At 42.9% G+C, this 18062-nt stretch carries 22 protein-coding genes; 13 read left to right on the top strand and 9 right to left on the bottom strand.

Going from position 1 to position 18062, the window contains the following annotated elements:
- The 3 genes from ACCM36_RS04980 to ACCM36_RS04970 all read right to left on the bottom strand — a co-directional run.
- A partial coding sequence (locus ACCM36_RS04980; RefSeq protein ID WP_370572645.1) for an aldehyde ferredoxin oxidoreductase N-terminal domain-containing protein occupies nt 1-695 on the bottom strand: 695 nt, incomplete at its 3' end.
- 12 nt (nt 696-707) lie between these two features.
- Nucleotides 708-1070 (bottom strand): methylated-DNA--[protein]-cysteine S-methyltransferase, encoded by a 363-nt coding sequence (locus ACCM36_RS04975; RefSeq protein WP_370572643.1) that lies wholly within the window; start codon nt 1068-1070, stop codon nt 708-710.
- Nucleotides 1057-1725, bottom strand: a complete 669-nt coding sequence (locus ACCM36_RS04970; RefSeq protein WP_370572642.1) for a matrixin family metalloprotease — start codon at nt 1723-1725, stop codon at nt 1057-1059. The genes ACCM36_RS04975 and ACCM36_RS04970 overlap by 14 nt, the downstream gene beginning before the upstream one ends.
- Before the next feature lie 159 nt (nt 1726-1884).
- On the opposite strand from ACCM36_RS04970, the gene ACCM36_RS04965 reads away from it, so the two are divergent.
- The 9 genes from ACCM36_RS04965 (at nt 1885) to ACCM36_RS04925 (ending at nt 10277) form a co-directional block, all read left to right on the top strand.
- On the top strand, nt 1885-2730 hold the full coding sequence (locus tag ACCM36_RS04965; RefSeq protein ID WP_370572641.1) for an HAD family hydrolase: 846 nt from the start codon (nt 1885-1887) through the stop codon (nt 2728-2730).
- 204 nt (nt 2731-2934) lie between these two features.
- Nucleotides 2935-4551 carry a methyl coenzyme M reductase system, component A2 gene (atwA, locus tag ACCM36_RS04960; RefSeq protein ID WP_370572639.1) on the top strand — a complete coding sequence of 539 codons (1617 nt, stop codon included), beginning with the start codon at nt 2935-2937 and terminating at the stop codon, nt 4549-4551.
- 25 nt (nt 4552-4576) lie between these two features.
- Complete coding sequence (locus tag ACCM36_RS04955; protein ID WP_370572637.1) at nt 4577-6139, top strand: methanogenesis marker 3 protein; 1563 nt, start codon at nt 4577-4579, stop codon at nt 6137-6139.
- On the top strand, nt 6129-6560 hold the full coding sequence (locus tag ACCM36_RS04950; RefSeq protein ID WP_370572635.1) for a methanogenesis marker 6 protein: 432 nt from the start codon (nt 6129-6131) through the stop codon (nt 6558-6560). The genes ACCM36_RS04955 and ACCM36_RS04950 overlap by 11 nt, the downstream gene beginning before the upstream one ends.
- 9 nt (nt 6561-6569) lie before the next feature.
- A complete protein-coding gene (locus ACCM36_RS04945) occupies nt 6570-7022 on the top strand; it encodes a methanogenesis marker 5 protein (RefSeq protein WP_370572634.1) in 453 nt (150 codons plus the stop codon).
- A complete protein-coding gene (locus tag ACCM36_RS04940) occupies nt 7019-8260 on the top strand; it encodes a methanogenesis marker 15 protein (protein WP_370572633.1) in 1242 nt (413 codons plus the stop codon). Before ACCM36_RS04945 ends, ACCM36_RS04940 begins: the two co-directional genes overlap by 4 nt.
- A gap of 5 nt (nt 8261-8265) precedes the next feature.
- Nucleotides 8266-8880: a methanogenesis marker 17 protein gene (locus ACCM36_RS04935; RefSeq protein WP_370572632.1), complete on the top strand. Its 615-nt coding sequence runs from the start codon at nt 8266-8268 to the stop codon at nt 8878-8880.
- On the top strand, nt 8864-9799 hold the full coding sequence (locus ACCM36_RS04930) for a methanogenesis marker 7 protein (RefSeq protein ID WP_370572631.1): 936 nt from the start codon (nt 8864-8866) through the stop codon (nt 9797-9799). Before ACCM36_RS04935 ends, ACCM36_RS04930 begins: the two co-directional genes overlap by 17 nt.
- A gap of 16 nt (nt 9800-9815) precedes the next feature.
- A complete protein-coding gene (locus ACCM36_RS04925; RefSeq protein WP_370572630.1) occupies nt 9816-10277 on the top strand; it encodes a carboxymuconolactone decarboxylase family protein in 462 nt (153 codons plus the stop codon).
- A gap of 18 nt (nt 10278-10295) precedes the next feature.
- On the opposite strand, the gene ACCM36_RS04920 is transcribed toward ACCM36_RS04925, so the two are convergent.
- The 5 genes from ACCM36_RS04920 to ACCM36_RS04900 form a co-directional block, all read right to left on the bottom strand.
- Nucleotides 10296-11213, bottom strand: coding sequence for a presenilin family intramembrane aspartyl protease PSH (locus ACCM36_RS04920; RefSeq protein ID WP_370572629.1), 918 nt, complete (start codon nt 11211-11213; stop codon nt 10296-10298).
- A 121-nt stretch (nt 11214-11334) separates the two neighbouring features.
- A complete protein-coding gene (locus tag ACCM36_RS04915; RefSeq protein ID WP_370572628.1) occupies nt 11335-11622 on the bottom strand; it encodes a YunC family protein in 288 nt (95 codons plus the stop codon).
- Nucleotides 11623-11663: 41 nt separating this feature from the next.
- Nucleotides 11664-12428 carry a hypothetical protein gene (locus tag ACCM36_RS04910; RefSeq protein WP_370572627.1) on the bottom strand — a complete coding sequence of 255 codons (765 nt, stop codon included), beginning with the start codon at nt 12426-12428 and terminating at the stop codon, nt 11664-11666.
- An 11-nt stretch (nt 12429-12439) separates the two neighbouring features.
- Nucleotides 12440-13330: a type II methionyl aminopeptidase gene (gene map / locus ACCM36_RS04905; protein ID WP_370572626.1), complete on the bottom strand. Its 891-nt coding sequence runs from the start codon at nt 13328-13330 to the stop codon at nt 12440-12442.
- Between the two features lie 34 nt (nt 13331-13364).
- Nucleotides 13365-14540, bottom strand: coding sequence for a M24 family metallopeptidase (locus ACCM36_RS04900; protein WP_370572625.1), 1176 nt, complete (start codon nt 14538-14540; stop codon nt 13365-13367).
- 162 nt (nt 14541-14702) lie between these two features.
- Here ACCM36_RS04900 and ACCM36_RS04895 point away from each other — a divergent pair, with 162 nt between their 5' ends.
- The gene (locus tag ACCM36_RS04895) at nt 14703-15092 is read left to right on the top strand and encodes a hypothetical protein (RefSeq protein WP_370572624.1); all 390 of its coding nucleotides are present in this window, start codon (nt 14703-14705) and stop codon (nt 15090-15092) included.
- On the opposite strand, the gene ACCM36_RS04890 is transcribed toward ACCM36_RS04895, so the two are convergent.
- On the bottom strand, nt 15072-15830 hold the full coding sequence (locus ACCM36_RS04890) for a hypothetical protein (RefSeq protein WP_370572623.1): 759 nt from the start codon (nt 15828-15830) through the stop codon (nt 15072-15074). The genes ACCM36_RS04895 and ACCM36_RS04890 overlap by 21 nt on opposite strands.
- A 435-nt stretch (nt 15831-16265) precedes the next feature.
- On the opposite strand from ACCM36_RS04890, the gene ACCM36_RS04885 reads away from it, so the two are divergent.
- From ACCM36_RS04885 to fen, 3 genes are all read left to right on the top strand, one after another.
- On the top strand, nt 16266-16592 hold the full coding sequence (locus ACCM36_RS04885) for a hypothetical protein (RefSeq protein ID WP_370572622.1): 327 nt from the start codon (nt 16266-16268) through the stop codon (nt 16590-16592).
- 124 nt (nt 16593-16716) lie between these two features.
- Nucleotides 16717-17028, top strand: a complete 312-nt coding sequence (locus tag ACCM36_RS04880; protein WP_370572621.1) for a hypothetical protein — start codon at nt 16717-16719, stop codon at nt 17026-17028.
- Between the two features lie 15 nt (nt 17029-17043).
- Entirely contained in the window at nt 17044-18060 is a 1017-nt protein-coding gene (fen, locus tag ACCM36_RS04875; RefSeq protein WP_370572620.1) for a flap endonuclease-1, read from the top strand.
- The last annotated feature ends 2 nt before the right edge of the window (nt 18061-18062 follow it).

Raw genomic sequence — 18062 nt, 5'->3', positions numbered from 1 at the left:
CCTTTGGAAGTCACAGGATTTGCCTGTAGTAAACGCTGTGCACTCTCTGTGGCCTTCTCAAAAGTTGCCGTCTCTGCTATAAGAGGATCGTTTGTACCCTGTACCACTACAGCTTTCAGGTTCTTGGAGCCCGCCACAGCCCCGTGACCACCCCTGCCACTCGAATAAAGATTGTCGCTCACAAAGTTTGCAAAGCGTACTTTATTTTCACCCGCCCTGCCTATACAGGCCACACTGCCTTTTTCCTTCAATGCCAATGTGGTTTCCCGGGTGTCTCTTCCCCAGAGATGGTCCGCAGCGATAAGTTCTACATCTTCATCGTAGATGGAGATGTAGACAGGCATCTCGGACCTCCCGGTAATTACCAAAGCATCTATCCCTGCATATTTCATTGCCTTCCCAAAGTGTCCTCCCGCATTTGAGTCAAATATGGTATGAGTAAGAGGGGACTTCGTTATAAGTGAATAATGTCCGGACATGGGAGCTGCAGTTCCCGTTAGCGGTCCGGTGGCAAATACCAGAGGATTATCAGGCGATAATGGATCCACTAATGGGTCGGCAAATTCGTGCATCAGCCTTATACCAAGACCCCGGCCTCCCAGATATTCCCTTGCTTGCTTTACACCTGTTCTTGATTCAGTGATCGAATGAGAACTAAGATCAACAATTATGGTCCTTCCAGTCCAACCGAACATTCTTTCTCACCTTCATAGTTTAACTCCTTCAAATTCCAGGAGTTTACGCTTCACCAACAAATTTTCAGGATCCTTACTTCCACAGAACCCTCCCATACCTTTGCTTGATACAACCCTGTGGCATGGAATAATAATAGGATATGGATTTTTTGAAAGGGCACTTCCTACTGCCTTGGAAGCTCCCTTCCTGCCTATATATGCAGCCAGTTCTCCATAGGTGATCATATGCCCATAGGGAATGTGCCGTGTCTGCTCAAGCACATCTCTCTCAAAATCTGTGAAATGGGAAAGATCCACTTTACACCATGAAAAATCGACCTGCTCACCTTTAAGATATCTTAACATTTCCTGGCACAGCCGCTCAAGGTCTTCCATGTTTACCCCCCAGAAACTTATCTTCGAGAGAACGCCTTTTTCCACGAAATCGTAACCAGTTGATACCAGATAAGGATGCTAGAATTGTGCAGACAACGACAGCAGCATATATTAAAGGCCTTGTCCTCTCTACAAGTAGTGGATCGATATTGTCCTTTTGATCATAAGTGGGATACATAATATCACGCCTGTCGTCGCTGTGGCCAAGACCCAGAGCATGCCCAAGCTCGTGCTTTGCCAGCTCAAGCATATTGGCATCACCATATTGCCTCCATGCATAACCCTCGTAATCACCAACTTCCAACACTATGTCCACTCGTATATACTTACCATTTGCTTCATAAGGCCTTGCAAAGCCTGCAACACCATTTTCAACACCAACATCCTGTTCCAGGTTCTCCACCCACATAATATGGATATCAGCTTCACTTTCAGTATCCACCAACCTGAATTCCGGTTCATACGTTAGATGGTCATTTCCACCATTTTCCCAGTATGCCATAGCATTTTCCACCTGTATTTTATATGTAGGACTGTAATGTTCAGGGATATTTACATTGTCTATATACACAGTAATAGGAGAATGATCCCAGGGTGTTGAATCAAGAGCATGATAGGCAACATCATCGGTTGCATACACTACCTGAATTGCCATTAAAGTGAAAAAACAAACCAGCAATAAATACCATACCAGATCATGGAGTATTTGAGACATTGACCACCATATGAACATCTATTCCACAATACAAATAGTTAATTGACTAGTAAATACGAGCTGCATAACGATAAATACAATGACTTATAACCCCGCCCTATGGAAAAGAACATAGCAGTTGTCTTTGATAGCGCAGGAACACTGCTGCACATGTACCGTGTGGCAAAAGAAACATCAACTGGCAATTTGCTTGAAGGTATCGAAAGTACCATGCTGGTAGCAGAGAGACCTGGAAGAGCTCTTATAGTAATGCATGCCGAACCATACCTGCTGAAGAACACAGACCCTGCAACAGAGCTGCGGAAGTTCATTGCAGATAACGAATTGAAAATAGACATCAGTTGCTCCAGTGGACCAATGAGCATACAGGAAGCCATGAACATAATCAATAAGGAAAAAGTCGTAGTGAGAGATATGATAGAAGTCCTCTCCTTGGTACATGTGCATTGTCCTGAAAGATATTACATAGCATCCGCCCTAATAGTAGACAGTGAGGCGCAGTTCATTCCTTACGTACTTAGTACTGCAGGAAAATTATATACCAATGCAATCAAAACTATTGAGCTTTTGCACTGCAGAGGAATTGATACGTATATAGCTTCCGGAGATACCATGCGTTCACTGAAGAGAGTGGCTGAAAAACTAAGGATCCCCCTTGCAAATGTATTCGATATAGCCACTACTGATGATAAGGCAAATATAGTGCTGGATCTGAAAAAAGAATATGAGAGGGTACTAATGGTAGGCGATGGCATGAACGATATCCGGGCCTTAGAGGTTGCCGATGTGGGAATTGTTACAGTGCAGCAAGGAGACAAAAGACCAAAAAGGTTACTAGAAGCTGCTGATCTGGTGATAAACAATATCATAGAGATCATAGACATTGTGGATCTATTGAATGCTTCCGACCGTACGAAAGAGCAGGGAACAGCTTTTTATTGTTAACAGTGAAAACAATATGCGTTACGTTTATGTATAATTTTACATAATGCAGATGATACTCTACAAAAAATGAATTTAAGAACGAATCATGAATGGCCAGCAGAAGTTGTTAGCAGTTTTGTACATACCATACAATACCATTAAGTAATTTGAATTGGTAATCATAACTCAAATAATTCCAGCCGGCCTATAAACGGAGGAACATAAATGGCAGCGTTCATCGAGGTCAAAAACCTTAATCTGGATTTTGACGGCGTTAAAGTTCTGAAGGACATAAACCTGACTATAAACGAAGGAGAGGTCATCGGCATATTGGGACGAAGCGGAGCAGGTAAAACTGTGCTGATGCATGTACTTCGTGGAGTAGAAGAATATGAAAGCATCAGCGGACAGGTAATATACCATCTGGCACGCTGTGAAAAATGCGGTCATATCGAACCACCGAGCAAAATTGGGAAGAAATGTCCGGCATGTTCTGAGGAAAAACTGTTAGCTTTCGATGCTGATTTTGTTGCAATGTCCATACACGATCAAAAGAGAAGAGAGATTACAAAAAGGATAGCAATAATGCTTCAGCGCACGTTTGCATTGTATGGCGATGAAAGGGTCATCACCAATGTAGTTAACTCTCTTACGGAGATTGGACATCAGGATGAAGACGTGACTTCAAAAGCCATGGAGTTGCTGGAAAAAGTACAACTTTCACACAGGATGATGCATGTAGCACGTGACCTGAGCGGCGGAGAGAAACAAAGAGTTGTGCTGGCCCGCCAGCTTGTAAGGAATCCTATGCTACTCCTTGCTGATGAACCTACAGGCACTCTGGATCCGAGAACTGCAAGGATAGTACACGATGTGATAGAGCATGCAGTGAAGGATTACAAGATGACGATGGTCATAACCTCTCATTGGTCCGAAGTGATAGAGGAAATTGCTGACAGGGCAATTATTCTTGAGGAGGGGGCCATAATCAGCGAGGGTGACCCATGTGAAATGGCAACAAAGTTCACCGGGATGGCATGTGCGATCGAGAAGAGAGCAGATGTTGCCATAGGTGACCCAATTATAAAAGTGCAGAACTTGAGAAAGAAGTACATATCTGTTACAAGAGGAGTCGTCAATGCTGTGAGCGATATCTCGTTTGAAGTTAGAGAAAGTGAGATATTCGGCCTTGCCGGGGTCAGCGGTGCGGGAAAGACAACTACTTCCGAAATACTCATGGGGATAGTACAACCTACAAGTGGTGAGGTGATGACACGAGTGGGAGAGGAATGGATAGATATGAAGAAACCTGGTCCCGAGTGCAGGGGGCGTGCAGTACAGTATATGGGCATATTGCACCAGGAATATAGTCTTTACATCCACCGTAACGTGATAGATAATCTCACAGAATCCATAGGTATTGACTTGCCCTATGAGCTTGCAGTAAGAAAGGCCATCATTACTTTGAAAACTACTGGTTTCACAGAAGAAAAGGCAAGATCGATTTTATCCAAAATGCCTGACGAACTTAGCGAAGGAGAAAGGCACAGGGTGGCACTTGCACAGATACTTATGAAGGAGCCAAACATAATAGTAATGGATGAACCTACTGGTACCATGGACCCCATTACGAAAAAAGAGGTCACAAGATCCATCCTCAAAGCACGCGAGGAGTTTGGGAATACATTCATAATCGTATCTCATGATATGGACTTCCTGGAAGACATATGTGACCGGGTAGCACTCATGAGGAATGGTGAGATAGTAGATATAGGAGAGCCAAGAAAAGTGATCTCACAACTTACCGAAGCTGAGCGTGTTGAGGCTGTCGCAGATAAATAAAAGTTCATCAAAAAAGGTGTTAGGCGTGGATAGCAGGATAACTGTAGAGGTCAACGGAATAAAAATAGACTTACCTAAAGGCGCTACTCTTGGAGATGCTATCCAGGCATCTGATGCCCCTTATAGAGAAGGAAATTCAGTAGGGATACTTAAAAGATCTGATATAGAACAAGATGAAAACCTGATAGAATATCGGATAATGACAACTGCCGGGGAGTTCATGATAGAACTCTTCACAAAAGATTCACCTTCAAGGAAACGATGGACAGAGAAATTCGAAGAATATAGGAATATCCCTCTGAGATGGTCCAGCAGGGATGCAATTGCATTTGGGCCCTTTGTAAGTGATATGGCCCAAAAGAGAGGGGCTGGCATTTATAGAGAATATCAAGTGCTTTTTGCAGCTGCAGGGGGAGACTCCCATAATACACACCTTATAATTAGCAAGGACAAACATTCAGCTGAATATGGAGCTCCGGAGGAAGGAGCTTTTGGAAAGATAGTAAGCGGAAAAAGTGTGTTGGACAATTTAGGAAAGAAAGATAGTATAATTGGGATACAGCCTGTAACATCATGGAAGCAAACCGGAGAACACGTCATTACTACTGATCGTGCAACAATTCTGAAAGATGGAGAAAAAGTATTCACATACCTGCATGTGGTAATGTCGCCGGAATCTCCTCTGGGAGCAGAACATTTCTTTGCACTTATAAGGACTGGTAGTTTCAAAGTGGACATGGTTTCAAGTTCTTTTATATCAGATCATACTCTTATTGGGGAACTTCCTCCGTATGAAAACTACGAACCGCGCTCAAGAGGGAACGTATTCCTACGTACCGTGGGATATGGAGCGGGAAAAGCTTTTATCTCAACCGATGACAGAACAGCAAGTATCTTACATTCAGTAGTTGGACATGTGGACCTGGGCATGGAACTTGTAAAAATGGCAGAGGCTGGGCACAAACTTTTAGTCAACACAACACCCCCTCGAATAATGTTGCATGGCAAGAGTTTCCAGGAAGCTGAGACGGAACTTGCAATGTTTGGTGTAAAACTGAACAGAGAAGGAGATACTGCTGACGAAGCCTTGATAGTGTCCCAAGAGCCTGATACTACCATCGAGATATTAAGAGAAGGTACTGTAAGGGCCACAGGAGTTGATGGTTCAAAGATACTTAGTATAGAACTATATGATGATACTGCACCCATCACTATGGATTTCTTCAGGCACGCTATCGGCCTGCAATTCAGACCTATAGGAGTATTGCCCTTGGTAATGATGTATGAGAATACCTATATTTTCAAGGCTGAAAAACCTGCAGAGAAATATAAGGAGATACTTCCTGAGAACACACCAAAGAAAAAAGTTATAGCCGGAGAGATAGGTGTGACTAACCAGGCGGCTAAACGTATGGGAATGGTAGGTGTCAAAACAAAGGATGATGACCTGTTCGGACCTACCGGAGAGAAGTTCATAAGTACGAATATCATTGGACGCATCCTTGATATGGAAAAGCTCCAGCATTTCAAAGAAGGAGACAAGATCTATGTCATTGAACGCAACAGGGAGGGGACTCATGGACAATAAGGAAGACATTATCACTAAAATAGTGGTCATAAGTTCTGACAGCGTTCTACCCATAGACGCCGCGATGAAAGTATATGAATCGGAAACCGCTATAACAATCAAAGAGACCTGTTTCGGGACAATGGTTACCGGCCCCAGGGCTGCTGTAAACCGGGTTGTGGATGAGTTGAGGGCTATGGACAGGAACCATATCTTTGTGAAGGAACGTGGATTCCATCCCGGGGATGAAAGAAGGTGCAGGGCCGTAAGGGGTGGCGGACCCAGACCAGGCTTCCATTACCTGAGGGAGGAAGTGCAGATGCTGCCCATGATCAGTAAAGCGCTTGATGCTTATGACCGGCATGTCCCTCCCGCAGAAATACACCGTACAGAAAAAATTGAAGTAAAGAAACTGAAGGATATCATTGAATCCAATTTATGAGGCAAGAGAATGGCAAAAGTGATCATCTATCCTATAAACAGCCTGATCCTTTCTGACCTTGTGGAGCGTTTCGGCCATAAGCCCCTTGCGATGATGGAAAAGATTAAAGAAAGGGTAAACACCGTGGGTGTAGATTCACCACCTCTTAATATAACAGCTGAAGAACCTAAAATGGGTCTTAAGTATGCAGCTGTGGAAGTGCCCGCAGGTGTAAGGGGAAGGATGGCCATCGTCGGACCTATGATAGATGAGGCAGAAGCTGCGATCATAGTGAATGAAGCATCTATGGCCTTTGGATGCATGGGATGCGCCAGGACGAACGAGCTTACTAAATACCTGATACGCCAGAGAGAGATCCCAATCCTTGAAGTAGAGTACCCCAGAAGTGAAGAGGAAGGTAAAGAATTTGTCTACAAGATAGCCGAGTTCCTGAAATCACTACCACTGGAGGATAAAGTATGAGTGAAGAGAAGCAAGTAAAAGTGGCACTGGTGTCATGCGGTTCGGAATATGCAGGTGTCCAGGGTGAACTGGAAAAAGTGGCTGCCAGCGTCAACACAAAACTAATTTTTCCTGAGATAGATATAGCTTCTCTTGATACGATCGGAAGAGATTTTGGAATAGAGGCCGCAAGTCCTGATCTGCGCCTGATGATGGCAAGAGCCCAGGCAGTCGTAGAAGGAATGACCGATGTGGATGGAGTGTTCATCACATCATGTTTCAGGTGTGCTGAAGCTGCTATTGTAAGAAACGAAGTAAGAAGATACATACACAAGCATTCCGATATTCCTGTAATCAGCTATTCTTTCACGGAAAGGACAACTGCAGCTACACTTATGACAAGGATGGAAGCGCTTACCACTATCGCAAGAAGAAAACATTTGCTGGCTCGTGAGCACCAGACTGGCCTTACTGCTGGTATAGACTCCGGTTCAACAACTACAAAAGCTGTGATCATGCGAGATGACAAGATCATCGGCCAAGGATGGGTACCCACTATCAAAGTTATAGACAGCGCAACAGAAGCTTTCAACCATGCACTGGAAGAAGCAGGAGTAAAGGCTGAAGAGATACAGGCCATCGGAACAACCGGATATGGCAGGTTCCTGGTCGGAGAACATTTCAAAGCACAATTGATACAGGAAGAGATCACGGTCAACTCCAAAGGTGCAGTGTACCTCGCAAACAAACAAAAAGGCTCGGCAACTGTTATCGACATAGGAGGAATGGACAACAAGGCCATCTCAGTGGAAGATGGCATACCGGGCATGTTCACCATGGGAGGTATCTGTGCAGGTGCCTCCGGACGTTTCCTGGATATGACGGCAAAAAGGCTTGGTGTGGAGATCACAGAACTTGGAGCATTGGCTGTCAAAGGTATGCAGGAAAAAGTTGAGATGAACAGTTACTGCATTGTCTTTGGTATCCAGTCACTGGTAAACTCTCTGGCAAAGGGATCAAGACCAGAGGACGTAGCTGCTGCTGCATGTCATAGTGTAGTGGAACAGATCTTTGAACAGCAATTGCAAGAAGTGGATGTAAAAGAGCCACTTATCCTTGTCGGAGGCTCTTCACTGATCGAAGGAGTTCCAAAAGCCCTGAGTGATCTGCTAAAGATAAATGTGCTGGTACCACCAAATTCTCATCTTATAGGTGCCGTGGGAAGTGCGTTGCTGGCATCGGGATTTGTGGAGGACTGAAGCCCATGGAACCCTTGGAGATCTTCAAGGTAGAGACAAAAATACCTGAAGAGGCAGAAGCTTACAAGTCCATTCTCTCGGATGTGATGTCCGATCTCGCACTTGCTAATGCCATTGGTCGGATATATGTGATCATAACACCTGAAGACTCTCTGTTCCAAATGGCCATTATACTAAGAGGCAGCCCCCCTTTAGTGAAAACATCGGATTTTTCAGATGTCAACATAGGGGCTGTAACCAGAAAAGAGATACAGGTAGTCCTGCGTGATGAAAAATATCTGCCTGATCTATTGGAAAAGCTCTGGGCAAAATACGGTCGTGGTAAAGTGATACAGCAGGACAGGAAGACCATAAATATAAGCGTAGGTGACATCGATCGTGAAATTGGGGCCATAAAAGAGATGGTGATATTTGATCCTAAGCGAACCCTACTATCAAGACTTGTGGAAATGGCTATACGTGGGACACCCGAAGGGTTCAGGGTGAGATACCATTCCCTGAATGATAACGAATTTATTTTTGTCGCATCCGAGGATGCCATGAAGCCCGAATGGATACAACAGGGACATCAAATGCTGGATAAAATAAAAGGAGGCGAGGGTCTTGGCAGCAGTACTTGAGCCTTACATATACGAAGGTGGAATACATAGACACACCCTTCTTTTAGAACTATTGGAGGATTTGGGAGGATATCTCATCCAAAAAACACCGGCAGCCACAGAGGTAACACTTGTAATGCTCATACCCAGAGATGATGTACGGCTTGTAGAGCAGCTTGCAAAAGATTTACTGGGAAAAATATCCAGAGCACCTCTTACCGGAACTGAAATAGCTGTTGTATCCCCTACACTGGCATCTCACCACCTGCCACATTCTGCTTGCGATATAGCTGAATTCCTACGCAGAGGCGGTGCCAATACTACCATGATAGGACTTGCCAGAGGAATGGGACGAAAGGTTGCACTTTCCGCCGATTATGAAAGAAGGCTCATAAATGAGCATGATATTGCTTTGTTCTCTTTTGGAACCTTTCGGGATTGTATCATCAATAAAAAACCAAAACTCTTTGAAGGCATAAAGGTACCTATCATTGCCACAGGGGGACCCGATCTTAAGACCGAGGAAGTGCCTGGTGCAGATATGTATATAGGGAATATAGGCAGAGTAGCACATCGATTGCGTAAAAGCGATGAACTCGAAGGCCTGGATATCATGAACGATAAAGTGGGAGAGATTGTACAGAGAATGAGAGAAGACATTGCAAGAGACCCACTTGCGGTTCTGCCTGCCAGGGTGATGAAGGAAGTTCAGGAACAGATCCCCGAGATAGAGAGTGTATACACTCCTGCACCACTCACACTGCAACTGGACGGACTACGCGTTAAACTCCCTTACGCCGATTTCCATAAGAAAATGGAGGAGCTGGAACTGCAGGATAATATCCGCCTTGCAGATGTTGCAACTATTACACCTTCAAAAATGAAAAATTACATACTTGTGAAGGTTAAAAGGAAATCTGAAGTAGGTATAGAGATCTGAGATGTGGGGGTGCAACGTGGAAATCGAAAAGATTAAAGAACTGCTCGACAAAGAGCCGGAAGAGGTTGTGGAAAAACTTCTGTTAGATATAAAGAAGCAATATGGTGAGGTACCTTATATTGTGAACTTCATCAAAGATATGCCTGAACTTTTCATCTCCAGGATGATATACACGAACAGTATCATGCGCGAGTTCAAGCGCATGGACCCAAAGACTGTGGAACTGATCAGTATTGCTGTGGCTTCTGCTCTCAAATGTGGCCATTGCCTTAAAACCCATATAAGGGCAGCCAAACGGCTTGGAGTTAGTAAGGAAGAGATATTCGATACAATCCTAATCAGCAGCACTGTGGCTAATGCTTCCATACTTGCAGAAGGTACCCGTGCCATTGATTCTGAATTTGCATCTACTGAGAACAAAAAGGACCCAGCTTGCGTATTCTGTAATTTTAGCTCTGAATTATCAGAACAACGCTGAAAAGGTTCTTTTAAAAATTTAATAGAAGGGTATTCCTGAGACCATTACCCCAGCTGCATACCCTAGTATGACACCTGTGTTAAGGAACGGGAGACCAGCCTGGGGTTTTCCTTTCATTACGAATACCATAAGAGCAGAGTATCCGATAATCGTACCTATCATAGCCCCTATAGAGGGGTAGGAAATACCAAAGCAGTGTAAAGGTGAATACTTTGCAAGGAAGATATTAGCAGAGACTACCAAAATGGTAGGCATTACAGCATCACCCAGGCCCATGAAAAAAGCTTCCCTTTCTTCCCCATCCTCTTTCTTAAAAGTATCTTTGATGAAGGAATAGTTTAGTTTCTTTGGGATAATGAAAAGAATGGGTAGCCTCATATCCATAACACCTTCTGCAAGGTCTATCATATGCTTGGTCTTGTATACGGAAATTGCATCATAGATAGCAAGCAGGGAAAGCAAAACAAGTACCGGGATTATAGACAGAGATATGCCAAATATCGCGCTTGCACCCGCTCCTACGATCAGACCAATAGTGTTTATGACATACCACTCCGGAAACTTGTACAGCAGAACAGTAAGAACTATTGCCAGGGATAAAGAAACAGAATTTATCACTGTGCTTGAATCTGTTACCAGTGACAGCAGAGCTATGAACACATAATAGACGGTAGAAGCCACAGCCAGTAGTATCACAAACTGAATGATCCGCTGCATATTATTCTTCAATGCTATGAGCAAGAAGAAAGTGAATACAAGGATGATAACTATGTAGTACAAGCTATTGGCTGTAGAGTCCGGATCCTCAAAAGCCTGCATACCTTCAGCATTCATAGGTTGTGCCAGCAACAATGACAGAAACTGGACAGCTAATATGATGCCAGCCATAGCAAAGATTGGAGCATAAGTCTTTAAAAAACCATTTTCCGAACTCAAAGCGTATCCCCTCGGTTGAAGTTAAAATTATTTTGTTTAAGTTACAAATTAAGAATATTTAATACTATGCAAGCTTTAGCTATTCAATCTGAAACCGAATACCGCAAGATATGTTATGTATTCAGAACATTAACTCAAGGGCATCTCTAGCCTTCATACCTACTGTAATGCCAAGTTCTTTCGCTTTCGAAGTGAGCGACTTCACTTCAGCTGCGAGGACATCGTCAAAGGTGCTAACGCCTGAAACCCGTATAGCCACATCTCCTAGCTTCTCAGCTGTGGCCATATCAAGATAACCGCACATAGCAAACCCTCGAGTAGCTTTTATCACAAGCAAGGGCGCACGCTGCATTTCAAAGTTCAGACCTATAGCAATACCCCTTTTTAGTTGAATCTGTTCAATTATCATCTGTTGACCTCGTCAATATCAAAGGGACTGGATACTTATCTTTAAGCACTCTCAGTATTGCACATCCCTAAAGCGGGTAATAGCCTTTCTGCAAGAGAAAAATTGTGATCATTCTCGTTATTCAATACCGAGAATTCACCTGAAACATTCATTTCAGCGAGTTCCGGAACCGAAGTAACGATATCTTCAACACCATCCAAATGGAAATGAACCGTTGCCTTGCCTGTGGGACCAAAACTACCCAAAATCTTTGAAACTCCCTCACCGTTACTGATAGATAGATTATCGATCCCTTCAGTAGAATTGAGAGATGCTCCTTTGGGCATATTGATAACTAGAGGTGTGCTTTCTTCACCAATAAAACTTATACTATTGGTACCCGATCCTAAAAACGGATTTTCCAGATGATAATTGGTCGTATAGAGGTTCGTAATTACTTCCCCCTGCATTACCGGACCCAGCAATTCAGGCGACATTGAAGAACTCACACCTGCCAGCACGACAGATTCAGAAGAATTGTTTACAATTACATCCATCTGCCCGAGGATAGAACTCTGTAAAGTAGATCTGGCCTTCACGTCGGTTTTAAGGATTTCCCAGGCACTGATGAAGCCATCCTGATTACCCAGCGACACATCAATGTAATCTTTATAGATAAGAGTATTGCCTTCTGTATACGTTTCTGTATACACCCATTGAACTTTATCATACCCCACGGTAACATTGTTCTCCCAGGTAAAGGTTGCATTCACCGGAAGCACCGTGAACAAAAACAGAACTGAAAATGCTAAAATTGAAAACTTCAACCTATCCCTCATTAAAGAGTTGTCACCTTGCAACCATCCTCTGTAACTATAAGCGTATGCTCTGCCTGAGATACCAGACCACCTGCAACTTCCTTCAATACCGGGTACGAGGTGATTACACCTGACTTAGCAAGCTGCATGAGAGCAAAGTCAAGTTTTTCGGTCTTGAGCCATCTCTTGGCGAATGGCAACATTTGGTACGGTTCTATCTCTTTCAAGAGCTTACGGGCAGCTGGCAGACGTACAGGTTTGTTCCCTATAACACTAAAAATCTCAGACCATGAACCATCTACTATTTTTCCTGCCCCGTCTGTGGCAAAAGGTTCTATAGCTATCGCATCCCCGGCCTGAAGAATGGAACCATGATCTATACGACGATTGGGTATGCTGGGATGCGTGTGGGCAATATATCTGGCAACCCCATGACCCGTAAGGTTGACTATTGGCCTGAAACCCAGGTTTACAATAGTATCTTCTATCACAGCACCAAGCTGTGCAGTACTTACCCCACTTTTTACCGTATCTATAGCAGCATAAAGAGCAGCTTCTGAGGCTTTGACGAGATCTCCGTGTTTACCTGTGAGATCCACCGTGATGGCAGAGTCCGCAATATAGCCATCCACATGCACTCCAATATCCAGCTTTACTACATCTTCCCCAAAAACTGCCTTGTCATCTGCCATCGGTGTGGCATGGGCAGCTTCATCATTACGCGAAATATTACACGGAAAAGCTGAACCATCGGCCCCTAGCTCAATAGCCCTGTTCTCCACGAACTGAGCAACCTCAAGCAGGCTTGCACCCACTTTGATCTTATCCTTTGCTTCGCCTCTTACCTTAGACAGGATCTCTCCTGCCTTAAGATATTTCTCAAGGACATCCGCCTGCATTTTGCCTGTCATAGAACACCTACCACCTTGATGCCTTTATAAGAATTCATATTACAAATCTCTTTTCAAGTGATGTGAGGTTCTCACAACCATTTTCTGTTACTAACAGCAGATCTTCTATACGAATACCTCCCTGGTCCGGATAGTACAGACCAGGCTCAATGGTAATGACATTACCTTTTTCAAGAGGAATTGCCTGAGTACCCACATAGGGTGCCTCATGAATATCCAGACCCACACCATGACCTGTAGAATGGATGAAACCTACTTTAGAACCATCACGTATCGTTTTAAACCCATGGGATTCAAGTACATCACATACATGATTGTGTATATCACTGCAGAGTACACCCGGTTTTACCATCTCGATAGCTTCCTTCTGAGCTGCCAGGACCGCATCATACATTTTCTGAATCTCCGGGGATGCTTCACCTTTTAGAACTGTGCGGCTCATATCGGCAAAATAACGGTGCCTTTTGCTGCGAGGGAAAATATCTATCACTATAGCTTCGTTAGCCTTCAGTGGACCGTCTCCTTCCCAGTGGGGGTTAGCAGCTTTTTTACCACATGCAACAATGGTGCCCACGGCCTCGCAACCTGCATCCAGCAATGCAATATCTATCTCCCTGCGTACATTCTCTGCGGTAAGTTCAAAACCACGAGATAACAGTTTACCATCAACAATCTCAGACTTATGAATAAGATTAATAGCTGCAGCCATTGCTTTTTCGCAGGCTTTCTGGGTATATCTGATATGTTCTACTTCATCTCCCCTTTTGATAGATCTCAATTTTTTGAAAGGGCTTTCCATATCAACAATAGTAAAGCCCTCCTCTTTCAAAGCCTGAGCTGTATGATAAGGGAAATCCCTCGGAACTCCTATTTTTCGGATGCCTTCTTTTTGTAATATCTCCGCTATACAATCAACATATGCCTGATATGAGTCACCCCTTATCTTTAGCTTCTCCCTGTAGCTATAATCCTGCAATGTACGTATATCCGTGATCCTGGATTCAATTTTAGCCCGGCCTTTTTCCATTTCTGAGACCACTAATATCTCTTTTGCAGTCGATGTTTGTATGTAGGTGTACTTATCTGAGACGAAGAAACTTGTGGCGTAGTAGAAATCAGCATTATCGACATTGCCTACGATCATGAAACCATCTGCTTTGTGCTTGGCCAGCAAATCTGATATATCCATGTTCTCCATCCTCTCTGTCATACTATAAGCATTGTTGTTAATAGTACAAAACAATTGTCTTATCTTTTCGATGACCTGAATATATGATGACAAAGAATATAAACAGCATCTGACACCACATGTACACAAGAATATGAATTGTATACATTTTGGATATATACTGGTTCATGGGCATATAGGGATATGTTACTGAAAAACGGCTTTGTGCCAGGATCGAATCCATTTGTACAGTTCCTCGGGGATATTAAGTACGTAGTCCTATTCTATGTTTTTGGGGACTTCATCACTACCTATCACGCACTTGATTATGGATTTGAAGAAAATCCATTCCTTGTCATCCTGATGAATGAATTCGGCATCTGGTCAATGCTCATAATGAAGGTTCTCTTTATTGGGATAATTTATTGGTACTATCTCACTATAATGAACACGGAATCTGCATGGAAAACTCACATATGGTTCGCATCCAGAAGTACGGTCAGCCTTCTAGGTGTATTCCTTGTGATAAATAACCTGCTCGTAATATTCTCCAAATGCAGCTTGGTCCAACTTTTAGGAATCGCCCCATATTGATTCACTTGGGCGGACCCTCCTCGGAACAAGCATGCCAAGTATTTTTTCTCTGGAGTCTCCCGTAAGAAGAGAAACTACCGGAGGATCATTAAGTTCTTCCTTAAGCTCCGGAAATAGAGCTTGCATATTCAACCACTCAACATTGTGAAAATGCCGGGTATATATTTCTTTATTGCTGTATTCATATCCCCCCATGACCCTGCCAATAGCAAAAAGATCTTTTTCAGGAAGAGGCATTACCACAATATCGCCTGTGAGGATACTTATTGAAAACCTGGCCATATCAAAGGACCATGTTTCGAGCTTGGACTGTGCAATGGAGCAAAGTTTATCATTGATTGCCGCTTTTAGATGTTCTGCTCTTTCAAATTCATCAAACTTATCCATAATTTTATGAAATCCTGATAACTCTCGGTCCATACCTTCAAGCATTTCTTTTAGCTTGGATATTTTTTCCTCCCGAAGAGGAGAACCGGAAAAGTAGTTAAGATCATCCAGACTGCTCTCCAGTTCAATGACCAGATTATTGGTAAAATCATCATATTTTTGATCAAGCATCCTGTAGCGGTCTTGCATAATGATTGGGTTTGATGAGGATTTCAGATCTTCTTCAAATTCATCAAGTATGTGGAATTCCAAATCAAAAGAGATTACATTTTTCTTGAGACATTCCCGTGCCTGCTTGCCGGAATACCCTGTCTTTACAACCCAGACGTTAATGAGATCCTTTATACTCAAAGAGAATCCCCCCTATAATAATAAAAGGGGGTCACTTAAATAACATTCCATCAAACATATGCTCGAAAAAGCAGTCCGGTTTTATACCACAATGAGGCCAGCCATAAGACCAGCTGCTAGCAGCATTAGGAGATAGACCATTACAACTACTATGTACTTTGTTGAAATGTTGTTGTGCATCGATACCACCATTCGAATATACGTTATCTAAGTATATATTTATATTTAATAATACATAATATATAAAAAAGTAGATATACAAATAGAGACAAATACTACAACAAAAAGATACCCAGATAAGAAGTAAGCAAAAAGACCAGAAGGTATAGCCTGAATACGATTGAAAAGGCTTTTCTACAAAGTCAATCTATTGGTTTTATATTCCTTAAAGAAAAGTAGCAATAAAGCAATCTAAATTCTATTCTATGAGGGTCGATGATGGAAACAAGAGATATTGTTTTTTCCATAGTAATGGTTGTGTCATCTTTCGTATTGACGTACGAATGGCTTGGAAGGTTTAGTTATGACCCTGCGAATTCTCTTATAATACTCGCAGCAATAGTAATGGTAGGTGCTCTGGCAGCTATGATCCTGTCAGTAGATATACGCATGCGCAAAATGGAAAGTATGATCGATGTAAAGGAAAGGTCCCTGAGGATCAATGTTCAGAGCATAGAGAACAACATGGACCGAAAAATGAACGAGGTGATTGGCAGAGTAGATGAAGCTCTGGAAACCCTTAATAGCAAAAGGTATAGATGAGACTTGATGGAAGATTGTTACTGTAGAGTATCAGTTATTTCTCATGTGATGCGAAAATGATATTAACAGGTGCTCACGTAATGGAGAGTAATTTAGAAGTCTCATTCTACAAAGAGGTGCGTATATGCGCATTCATCTGGAACCGATTGGTATTATCAAAAAAGCTGGAAAATACTCAGAGATAATGATTTATTCTGATTTCGAGCAAGTCGTCAAGAATGTCATATCAAAGATTGGCAATGAAATCAGCGGACAGAAGTTACTTATTGTACATAAGAACAGAAGTTCTGATGGAGACGGACATCAAGTCCAGATAACAAAAGCAGACCTTATCGAAAGGGTAGGGAACATATTAAAAATAGGAAAGATCGATGCATCTGATGATTCGGTCATAGACGTACGGCTGGACACTAGCGAAACAACTAAGAGTATCTGACAACTATTCTGATTCATGGGAACAGATATTGGAGACCTTCTGAAAAAACAGCAAGTCGAGATATCCGAATTATCCCATAAAGTTGTAGCTGTAGACGCATACAACATGCTTTATCAATTCCTAAGTATAATAAGGCAAAGAGATGGAACGCCGCTTAAGGATTCCAGAGGGAACACCACTTCTCATCTTTCAGGCATTCTTTACCGTATGACCAGCCTTATGGAAGAAGGAATAAAGCCAGTATTTGTTTTTGATGGGAAACCATCACATCTCAAAGATCGTATTATAGAGAAGCGAATGGCTGATAGAGAGAGCGCAACGATAAAATGGGAAGAAGCAAAGGAAAAGGGATTAGCAGAAGAGGCATATATGTATGCACAGGCTTCTTCTAAGGTTACCAAGGAAATAACTGATGATTCCAGAAGACTGCTTTTGGCCATGGGTATTCCCTGGGTTGATGCCCCTTCGGAAGGAGAGGCTCAGGCAGCCCACATGGTAATCAAAGGAAATGCAAATTATGTTGCTTCGCAGGATTACGATTCATTACTTTTCGGTGCGCCTCTGGTCGTAAGGAACCTGAGCATAACAGGTAAACGTAAACTGCCAAAGAAAAACATTTTTGTGGACGTAAAACCTGAGATAATGAAACTCAAGGAAAATCTGGCAGAATTGGGTATCAATCACTCACAACTTATAGATATTGCATTATGTGTAGGGACCGATTACAACCCTGGGCTTGAGAAGATCGGACCCAAAAAAGCATTGAAACTTATAAAAGAGCACGGTAACATCGAAAAGGTGTTGCAGGCAGTTGGGCAAAATATAGAGAACCTGCAGGAGATCAAAGATATTTTTTTAAATCCTTCAGTAACAGACAACTATGCTCTCAAATGGAAGAAACCCGATACCCATGCAATTATTGCATTCCTTTGTGAAGAGCATGACTTTTCAAAAGACAGAGTCATGAAAGCCTGTCAACGGCTGGAAACGACCAGTGGACCAGGGCAGAGAACCTTGGACCAATGGTTCTAAGG

The organism is Methanomethylovorans sp. (assembly GCF_041305605.1).
Taxonomy (GTDB): domain Archaea; phylum Halobacteriota; class Methanosarcinia; order Methanosarcinales; family Methanosarcinaceae; genus Methanomethylovorans.
The sequence above is the reverse complement of the archived record's forward strand: the minus strand, read 5'-3'. Positions and strand labels throughout refer to the sequence as shown.

What these genes read in the sequence shown, in the direction of transcription:
- ACCM36_RS04935 (WP_370572632.1), top strand. Translation starts at nt 8,266, where the DNA reads ATGGAACCCTTGGAGATCTTCAAGGTAGAGACAAAAATACCTGAAGAG.
- ACCM36_RS04915 (WP_370572628.1), bottom strand. Translation starts at nt 11,622, where the DNA reads ATGATAATTGAACAGATTCAACTAAAAAGGGGTATTGCTATAGGTCTG.
- map (WP_370572626.1), bottom strand. Translation starts at nt 13,330, where the DNA reads ATGACAGGCAAAATGCAGGCGGATGTCCTTGAGAAATATCTTAAGGCA.
- ACCM36_RS04975 (WP_370572643.1), bottom strand. Translation starts at nt 1,070, where the DNA reads ATGGAAGACCTTGAGCGGCTGTGCCAGGAAATGTTAAGATATCTTAAA.
- ACCM36_RS04940 (WP_370572633.1), top strand. Translation starts at nt 7,019, where the DNA reads ATGAGTGAAGAGAAGCAAGTAAAAGTGGCACTGGTGTCATGCGGTTCG.
- ACCM36_RS04965 (WP_370572641.1), top strand. Translation starts at nt 1,885, where the DNA reads ATGGAAAAGAACATAGCAGTTGTCTTTGATAGCGCAGGAACACTGCTG.
- ACCM36_RS04880 (WP_370572621.1), top strand. Translation starts at nt 16,717, where the DNA reads ATGCGCATTCATCTGGAACCGATTGGTATTATCAAAAAAGCTGGAAAA.
- fen (WP_370572620.1), top strand. Translation starts at nt 17,044, where the DNA reads ATGGGAACAGATATTGGAGACCTTCTGAAAAAACAGCAAGTCGAGATA.
- ACCM36_RS04900 (WP_370572625.1), bottom strand. Translation starts at nt 14,540, where the DNA reads ATGACAGAGAGGATGGAGAACATGGATATATCAGATTTGCTGGCCAAG.
- ACCM36_RS04885 (WP_370572622.1), top strand. Translation starts at nt 16,266, where the DNA reads ATGATGGAAACAAGAGATATTGTTTTTTCCATAGTAATGGTTGTGTCA.
- atwA (WP_370572639.1), top strand. Translation starts at nt 2,935, where the DNA reads ATGGCAGCGTTCATCGAGGTCAAAAACCTTAATCTGGATTTTGACGGC.
- ACCM36_RS04945 (WP_370572634.1), top strand. Translation starts at nt 6,570, where the DNA reads ATGGCAAAAGTGATCATCTATCCTATAAACAGCCTGATCCTTTCTGAC.
- ACCM36_RS04950 (WP_370572635.1), top strand. Translation starts at nt 6,129, where the DNA reads ATGGACAATAAGGAAGACATTATCACTAAAATAGTGGTCATAAGTTCT.
- ACCM36_RS04895 (WP_370572624.1), top strand. Translation starts at nt 14,703, where the DNA reads ATGTTACTGAAAAACGGCTTTGTGCCAGGATCGAATCCATTTGTACAG.
- ACCM36_RS04970 (WP_370572642.1), bottom strand. Translation starts at nt 1,725, where the DNA reads ATGGCAATTCAGGTAGTGTATGCAACCGATGATGTTGCCTATCATGCT.